Below are 8,520 nucleotides of genomic sequence, written 5' to 3'. Positions count from 1 at the left end.
TTTAGCAGGCATTTACTTTTTCTGAATATCATTATGTTATATTATACCAATATGCGTTTTAAATGCACAACAGCTTAGTAGCTTTGGTTCTGGGAAAATGCTCGCTTTTCCTAAAAAGTAAAATATTTACAGCGTGAAATAGTAGCTTTGGTTAGGGAAAAATGCTCGATTCTCCTAACAGAAGTAGCGCTCCGACGCCCTAGCTAAGAAACATTTAAACACATTTACGCTATGCCAGGTCAGTTTTTAGAACAGCTATATCCGATCTATTTGTCAGTTGGCTGCAAGATAATGGTGACGTATTGGCAGAAGACATAGCAGGTTTGGACTATGTTTTGGATTAACATTTGTTTCAAGCACTCTCAGGTTTTGTGTGATTTGCTTGAAGTTTTTAGCAATCTGTGGGCTTTTCTGGTTTCTCGATCGGTAAATTTGTGCGAAAATTTCCTAGCCCCGGTTTAAATTGAAACGTCCCAAAGTGGGGACGATCGACCGCAGCGACTGGCTACGAGGTTCTCGCACCAAAATCAAAGGCAGCAAGCCTACCAGCCGCACAGCAGCCGAGAGGGCAAACAGTGCTCCCAAACTCATGCCCGGAAGTTCGGCAAGAAAGCCGCCGGCGGTAGTTCCCAAAGCCCCAGCTAATCCCGAAACCGCTGCGGCGATCGCAAAATAAGTCGAAGGTTGCTCGATCGACGCTATCTCCATTTGAATATTGTTAGTACACAGCCCGATCGCCCCTAAAGTCGTCCCCCCCAACAAGTGCAGCAGCGGCAGCCATACCCACACCGCAAACGGGTAATTGCCCGTACCCAACCACAACAAAGGCGTTATCGCCACCACCAGCCCCACCCCAATTAGCAGGGGGCGATTTCCCCAGCGATCGGCCAACTTGCCCCAAAACATCAGCAGCAGTAGATTTGCCCCAGAACTTAAGCTGGTGTAAATAGTTACCAAACTCACATCCAAGCTTAAATCTTTCAGCAGGTAGATATTAAAAAAAGGCGCGCTGAGATTAACCGCAAATGTCCACACACTGAAGTAAAGAATAAACATTAAAAAGTTAGAATCTTTCAGCACAGAAGGCACAAAATCTGTTATTTGCTTGGCTTTTTTCTCTGTAAGTCGATCGCTCTGTGCATCTTTTTTGTATACCTGGGGATTCACATCAACCATCAAGGATTGACACCCCAAACTAATCATTCCCGCCAAAACACCAACCAATAAAACAATACCGTAGCCCAAAACTGGACCGCCGTCCCAAGTTGACACTCCCAATCCCATCAACGGCACTCCCAGCAAAATGATGAGGCTGACAGCACTGTTGCGAAAGCCAAAATAGCGTCCCCGCAAGCGCTCAGGAACCACAGCAGCCATCCAACTGAACCAGCTAGAATTGGCAAAAGCAGCCAGCACGCTAGCTGCTACGACTGTTACCAGTGTCCATTGCAGCAGTTGGTGGAGGTCTGCGTGCTGGGAACCCCAAACAATTGCCACCGCCAGCACCAGCCACAGCAGCCGCGAAACGCTGAATATAAATAGGTTGTACCAGCGGCGGCTGGTTGTCCGGTCTGCTATGTAGGCTCCTAATGGTTGCAGGAGATTTACCACCATCGGAATAGCAAAGAATATACCTATTTCCACGCTAGTTGCGCCGAGTTGCAGCAAGAAGTTGCTCAGTAGCACGCCGGTGGTCGCCGACTCGAAGATAGTGGCAAAAACGCCGTCTAGAGTTGAGGCTTTCAGGGTCGATCGAACGTCTTTTTTGGAAAATTTGAGAGCTATTTTTGGAGAGAGAACGAGCTGAAATATTTTCGGATCTACTATTTCTACTATTTCTGCAGTCTGAAGAGATAGAGGTTCATTTAACTCTGCAACTGGTTCAACCATAGTCAATCGATTTTAGATTTTAGGTTTTAGATTGTAGATTGGATAATTGAAGTAACAGGGTTAGATAAAACCAGCCCCACCTTCAAGAGGCTAGCTCGAAAGTAGGACTGGCACGTCCGGGTAATTCAGATCAATATAAATGACTTGCAATCGCTAGGACATCAACCGGTTGGGAGATATAAATTTGCTAATTTTACAAAAGTAGGTTTTAGGGCTGAACCAGGAAGCGAGCGCAGCATTTCGCCTACCAAAAATTTCTCGAATTCCGCCTCAAACAAGTCTCGCAAAGGCGAAAACAAATTTCGCCTTTGCGAGCTCACTCGGTTCTCAAATCTTTACGGTTAGCGGAATCTATAGAATGAAAGACGATCGACTTGCCGAGTATAGCTGCTAACTATTTCTATCTAATTCCTGGAATCCGTTTGTTCAGTGCCAGCGCTCGCGATCGAGTCCGGGTTTTTTGTGAAAATCGCCCCCAGGTGCCGCTAAAGCTTCGGAGTGGGTTATTGGCGATCCTCTACTAGGGCTTCGCTAACGCACATCAAAAAAAAGTGTGACTGAGCTCGGCAACTGGTAGGACAAAATTATTACTTGACAAAAATTATGCTAACTGCAGATAATAGCAAACTCTAGAATTAAACTTAAACATTTGAAAGATATTACTGCTAATGTGTGATGTCAATTACCAGCAAATTTACGGATTTTTGTATTAGATTGTGACAAAAGCTCAACCTTTATCCGGGTATACACTGCCAGTATTTGCCTGTGCAGCCGCACTTGCAGCTTTGCGGTGCTTGCGTGAGGGTATCCAATCTGTTGATAGTGTATCAGTAAATTTACTGGAACCACAAATAACCGCAGAAATTCCGATCGAGCAGGCGTCTGTACTCAAAACTGGTACCGCTTTAGGAGTGACTCGCTCCGATCCGGGGGACAATCTCGATCTGACTCGCAATACCCCCGTTTGGGCAATGGTGGAATTGGGGAGAGAAGGAGAGGGGGAACAAATACAGATTGTTGGCGGGGAGGGAATTGGACATCATAAAGCAGGTGGAGGAGCGGCAATCTATGATTACGCGATGCGGCTGTTGCGATCGAATCTGAGCCGAGAACTCGCACAGTCCGAAAAAATTACTGTCACGCTGATTCTGCCGTCTGGGCGGCAACTAGCGGCCCGCACTTCTAACGAAGCTTTCGGTGTGGTAGAAGGACTTTCGCTGCTGGGTACAACGGGAATTTCTCAACCGCTGAGCGCCCCGGGACAGTTGGAAGTTTACCGCGAACAACTGCAACAAAAAGCCAAACTGTTTGACTGTTTGGTTTTCTGCATCGGCGAAAACGGCTTGGATTTGGCTCGACAACTGGGGATTAATCCTGAGAGGCTAGTCAAAACCGCTAATTGGCTCGGCCCGCTGCTGGTAGAAGCCGGATGTCAGGGGGTGCAGTCAATTTTGCTGTTTGGCTATCACGGGAAGCTGATGAAATTGGCAGCGGGAATTTTTCACACTCACCACCACCTCGCTGACGGGCGCAGGGAAATTCTCACAGCTTACTGTGCTAAGGCTGGAATGTCGGCTGATGCGTGTTCCGCAATTTTTGCCGCAGCAACAGCCGAAGAGGCTCTCGGACAACTGCGGGCTTTGGACGCTCAAACTGGCAACAATTGGGTCGATCGAATTTACGGCGACATCGCCCGACAAATAGACTTGCGGTCATCGGATTGCATTTTTACTCACACTAACTTGCACATCCCCGTGGGCTCGGTGATGTTCGGGCGCGATCGCAAAATTATTGTTAAAAGTGAAATAGGAGATACATTTTTGACCCAAATTTGTTAATGTAGTGTGAATATCCCTGAATTCTGTTGAAAACATCGCTCAGGGATAATATTTAACAAGTAATAATTCTTTGTCCCTAGACCTTAATTATACTAGGTTGCTTGGGGACGCAGTTTCTGACGCCAGAGTTTAATTAATTAGGGTAAGGATTGAAGTAAATCTATGCTTGCCCTCGACCCTATTAATAGACTGCGAGCGCTGACTGCAATCTAGTATAAATAAGATTTATTCCTAGCGACTAATGCTTGCTCGCCTTCCTCAGCCTTGTAGTGAAGCCGCTACAAATACATCCCCTAATTTCTGCCCAATTAGCAATTAGCAATTACGCAATAACCGTGACTACTCAAATAAAAACTGAATCAGACCTCACCAGCTCTTCTCTGGGGCAGATCGATCGCCAGACGATCGTGATTCTCGACTTCGGTTCGCAATATTCCGAACTGATTGCTCGTCGCATTCGCGAAACTCAAGTATATTCAGAAGTTATTTCTTACCGGACTACGGCAGAACAGTTAAAAGCTATCAATCCTAAAGGAATTATTCTTTCAGGAGGTCCGAGTTCTGTATACGATGAAAAAGCACCCCACTGCGACCCAGACATTTGGAATTTGGGAATACCCGTGTTGGGAGTGTGTTATGGGATGCAGTTGATGGTAAAGCAGCTCGGAGGCACGGTAGAGCGGGCTAAGTTAGCCGAATACGGCAAGGCATCGCTATTTATTGACGATCCGACCGATTTGCTGACAAATGTCGAAGAAGGCAGCACGATGTGGATGAGTCACGGAGACTCGTGTTCCGAGTTACCGTCGGGTTTTGAGATCCTCGCTCACACAGACAATACTCCGTGTGCTGCTGTTGCTCACCACGAGAAAAATTTGTACGGGGTTCAGTTTCACCCAGAAGTAGTTCACTCGATCGGGGGAATAGCTTTAATTCGCAATTTTGTTTACCACATTTGCGAGTGCGAACCGACTTGGACGACTGCTACCTTTGTGGAGGAATCTATTCGCGAAATTCGAGAGCAAGTGGGAGATAAACGAGTTTTGCTGGCTTTATCCGGCGGCGTAGATTCTTCTACTTTGGCTTTCTTGCTGCACAAGGCGATCGGCGACCAACTTACCTGTATGTTTATCGACCAAGGGTTTATGCGGAAGTATGAACCAGAACGGTTGGTAAAATTATTTAAAGAGCAATTCCACATTGATGTTGAGTATGTTAATGCTCGCGAACGCTTTTTAGCTCAACTTGAAGGGATTACCGATCCTGAAGTAAAACGCAAGCGGATCGGTCACGAATTTATCAACGTATTTGAAGAAGAATCGAAGCGTCTGGGCCCCTTTGACTACCTCGCACAAGGTACTCTTTATCCTGATGTGATTGAGTCGGCTGACACTAATGCAGACCCGAAAAGTGGCGAACGAGTTGCTGTTAAAATTAAAAGCCACCACAACGTCGGCGGTTTGCCGAAAGATTTGCGATTTAAGCTGATTGAACCGCTGCGAAAATTGTTTAAGGATGAAGTGCGAAAAGTCGGGCGGTCGATCGGGCTTCCCGAAGAAATCGTGAACCGACAACCTTTCCCCGGCCCGGGACTGGCGATTCGGATTATAGGAGAAGTTACCGCAGAGAGACTAAATATTTTGCGGGATGCTGACTTCATTGTTCGCCAAGAAATTAACCGGCACGGATTGTACGGTGAACTTTGGCAAGCTTTTGCAGTTTTGCTGCCGATTCGCAGTGTAGGGGTGATGGGCGATCAGCGCACTTATGCTTACCCGATCGTTCTGCGGTTTATTAAGAGTGAAGACGGGATGACTGCTGACTGGGCGCGGGTTCCTTACGATTTGTTGGAACTGATATCGAACCGGATTGTGAATGAGGTTAAGGGGGTGAACCGGGTGGTTTACGATATTACTTCTAAGCCACCGGGAACGATCGAGTGGGAGTGATTTCTAGTTAGCGATTAAGTAGGCGGACTAATTTTTTTGTCTGTCTACTTATTTTGATTTGGGATAAAAAGTCAACAGTCGTTACTTGTTGAGAATTGCTTGAAGAAGAGGTACTTCTTCCTATGAAGGTCTGAAACTTTGGCACAGCAGGAAGTTAAGACTCGTGAAAGACGAAAATTATCACGGTGTGATAGTCAAAGGGCGGAAGGTGGGTTGTAGTTGTTCCACCGCTGCATAGGTTTCAAGGTTGTGACTTCCATCACTTGTAATACGGACTTGGTTCACCGAATATTTTCAGTATTATCACGGAAAAAAACCAGCACTATCACTTGCTCTTAGAAGAAACCACGAGATGATTAAGGTGTCGAGTTCAAAACAATCCCATGTCTCCAGTTAATCTTCTCCCCGGCGCTATCAACGAATTAATTGCCACTGTCACCGATACTCACCGCGTTACCAAAGCTGACCGCTACGGCATGATGGCTGCCATCCTCGATGAGTCAATCAGTGAAGAAGAACGCGGCTCGCTCGATCGTCTGATTCGCTCCCTGGTCAAAGGTCGGGTTCAAGTCAGTGACGAACTCTCCATCATCTCGTAAGCAGAAAGCTCGTTGAGAACTCGACACTCTACAACAGCTTTCGATTGGGAAAGTTTAGACCAGTCACTGATATTGCGATCGCCCTCTACAAGGATAGCTTTTTGTATAATGCACTTTTGACATAGACAATTAGCGTTCGCAACTTCATAAACATTATGACGGATACCATCCAGCATCTCATTGAGCCACACATTCAAGATTTGGGTGGATTCCAAGCCCGCCGCTTGCTTCCCTCAGACGTTTTAGCACTGGTAGGCCCGTTCATCTTTTTTGACCATCTGGGCCCTGCGGTGTTTCCACCCGGCCGGGGTGTGGATGTCAGACCGCATCCGCACATCAACTTAGCAACCGTCACCTACCTGTTTGAAGGTGTTTTGCTCCATCGTGATAGTGTCGGCAGCGTTCAAGAAATCCGTCCTGGTGCGGTGAACTGGATGACGGCAGGGCGAGGCATTGTCCACTCTGAACGCACGCCTGACGACGAGCGCAGCAAAGAAGCCATCCTGCATGGCATTCAAACCTGGATAGCACTTCCCGATGAATACGAAGAAACCGACCCCTGGTTTCGGCATCATCCGGCTTCTGAGTTGCCTGTTTGGGAGGATGCAGGAGTTTCGTTCACTCTAATTGCCGGTGAAGCCTATGGTCGTACTTCCCCAGTTCAAATATTTTCACCCATGATTTATCTGGACGTGCAACTGACTGCTGGCAAGCAATTTACCTTACCGGGCCATTACAGCGAACAGGCGGTTTACAGCGTAACAGATGGGCTTGTTATTGATGGAGAGCCTCTGGAACAACATCGGTTGGCAGTTCTAAATTCAGGCGCTGAAGTAAACATTTCTGCTTCAGGCAAGGCTCGCTGTATTGTGATTGGCGGTGAACCTGTTGGTGAGCGGCATAAGTGGTGGAATTTTGTTTCGAGTCGGCACTCGCGCATTGAGCAAGCTAAACTCGATTGGAGAGAGGGACGGTTTGGTCAGGTTCCCCAAGAGACAGAGTTTATTCCGCTGCCTGAAGAGCCACCTTCTCAAGCAGAGCAACCGTTGTGAATAACTGCAGCGATTTAAATTAAAAAACAGTTTTTTGATTCAGAATTCGTCTTTTTCACCTGACGGGGTTGTCACCCCGTCAGATTGGTGGATTGACAGCCGGGACAAATCATAATTTTTTTACTTGATTAGAGGTTTTGTTTATACAATAAATATGCAACGCTAATTAAGTAGGTGAGAATATTGTAGGGATGATTGATTAATTGGCCCTAGAATTTTAGGATGGTAATTATATCAAGTCTGAGGGAGCGATCGCAATACCTGAGACTCTGGAGGGTTGACGAATATTTGCATTGGGAATCCGAGTTTCGGGTGAACCCGTCCCTAAAGGATTGGAATGCTTTCGTAACTATCGACCTATATTCCGCTTCATTCGATCGAGTTCTTCGTCAGCTTCCCAGCGCTGAAACTTTTCTTCTAAAGGGTCGGCAGCCGTAAAACTACTATAATTAGAACTCTGATTCCAACCCTTTGTATCCCAACTCTGCTCTGTTTTAGTGGTAGTTCGAGTTGCTGCTTCTGCAGCTTTTGCTCGGACTTCTTTTCGCCGTACTTGAATTTGGCGGTACAGTTCTTTGGCTTTTTCAATCCGTTCTTTGCAGCCTTGCATTTGACCCCAGCGCTGATTTCCCTGACGCAGCAAAGCGGCTTGCCGCTCTTGGGCGGCTTGAGCTAAATCGAGCCTTTGAGCAGCTTTAGCTTTGTTGATGCGATCGTTCCAGCGCTGAATTTCTTGGGCGGCGGAGAGAATTTCGGCTTGCAGTTTTTTCTCTTGTTTTTGGATATCGAGAATCAGCCGCAGAGTGTCTTCTTCTTGTTCCTTCAGTTGTTCTTCTATTGCCTGCAATTCCAGATGGGGATTGCTACGCAAAAATTCTTCTAGTTTGGTTTCTAGAAAGCGGCTGAAATCATCAAATAAGCCCATTTTTTATAATTCCTCAGTCATTAGTCCTGGTGATTAGTCATTGGTCATTAGTTATTAGTCATTTGTTCTTAGTCACGGGAGATCGATTATTGATCCTGAGTTGTTAGTTATAGCAGAAGAAAGTTCGGCCACGAATTGGGGAACCGATTTAACGGATAGAAGCAAGAAGTAATAAGAGCAATGATTTCAGCAATTAAGAACGTATTGGAGGTTCCTATATTATAACTTTTTTCACTGCTCGTGATATTATACAGCCCGATCGCTGCC

Annotated in this window: 6 protein-coding genes; 4 read left to right on the top strand and 2 right to left on the bottom strand. The window is 46.4% G+C overall.

Annotated features, from left to right (window positions below; all coding sequences use genetic code 11):
* Window positions 1-447 precede the first annotated feature (447 nt).
* On the bottom strand, window positions 448-1,890 hold the full coding sequence (locus tag QUA33_RS18270; protein WP_333150043.1) for an MFS transporter: 1,443 nt from the start codon (window positions 1,888-1,890) through the stop codon (window positions 448-450).
* A gap of 716 nt (window positions 1,891-2,606) precedes the next feature.
* On the opposite strand from QUA33_RS18270, the gene cbiD reads away from it, so the two are divergent.
* The 4 genes from cbiD to QUA33_RS18250 all read left to right on the top strand — a co-directional run bounded on the left by cbiD (window position 2,607) and on the right by QUA33_RS18250 (window position 7,328).
* Complete coding sequence (gene cbiD, locus QUA33_RS18265; protein ID WP_333150041.1) at window positions 2,607-3,728, top strand: cobalt-precorrin-5B (C(1))-methyltransferase CbiD; 1,122 nt, start codon at window positions 2,607-2,609, stop codon at window positions 3,726-3,728.
* Between the two features lie 347 nt (window positions 3,729-4,075).
* Window positions 4,076-5,677 (top strand): glutamine-hydrolyzing GMP synthase, encoded by a 1,602-nt coding sequence (guaA, locus tag QUA33_RS18260; protein ID WP_445243259.1) that lies wholly within the window; start codon window positions 4,076-4,078, stop codon window positions 5,675-5,677.
* A 383-nt stretch (window positions 5,678-6,060) separates the two neighbouring features.
* Window positions 6,061-6,276 carry a hypothetical protein gene (locus QUA33_RS18255; protein ID WP_333150039.1) on the top strand — a complete coding sequence of 72 codons (216 nt, stop codon included), beginning with the start codon at window positions 6,061-6,063 and terminating at the stop codon, window positions 6,274-6,276.
* A gap of 155 nt (window positions 6,277-6,431) precedes the next feature.
* Window positions 6,432-7,328 carry a pirin family protein gene (locus QUA33_RS18250; protein ID WP_333150037.1) on the top strand — a complete coding sequence of 299 codons (897 nt, stop codon included), beginning with the start codon at window positions 6,432-6,434 and terminating at the stop codon, window positions 7,326-7,328.
* Between the two features lie 349 nt (window positions 7,329-7,677).
* Here the strand turns inward: QUA33_RS18250 and QUA33_RS18245 are convergent, their stop codons facing one another.
* Window positions 7,678-8,253: a TIGR04376 family protein gene (locus QUA33_RS18245; RefSeq protein ID WP_333096209.1), complete on the bottom strand. Its 576-nt coding sequence runs from the start codon at window positions 8,251-8,253 to the stop codon at window positions 7,678-7,680.
* Window positions 8,254-8,520 lie beyond the last annotated feature (267 nt).

The sequence above is a fragment of the Microcoleus sp. Pol14D4 genome (assembly GCF_036701245.1).
GTDB lineage: Bacteria > Cyanobacteriota > Cyanobacteriia > Cyanobacteriales > Microcoleaceae > Microcoleus.
This window is presented reverse-complemented; position numbering and strand designations above follow the sequence as displayed.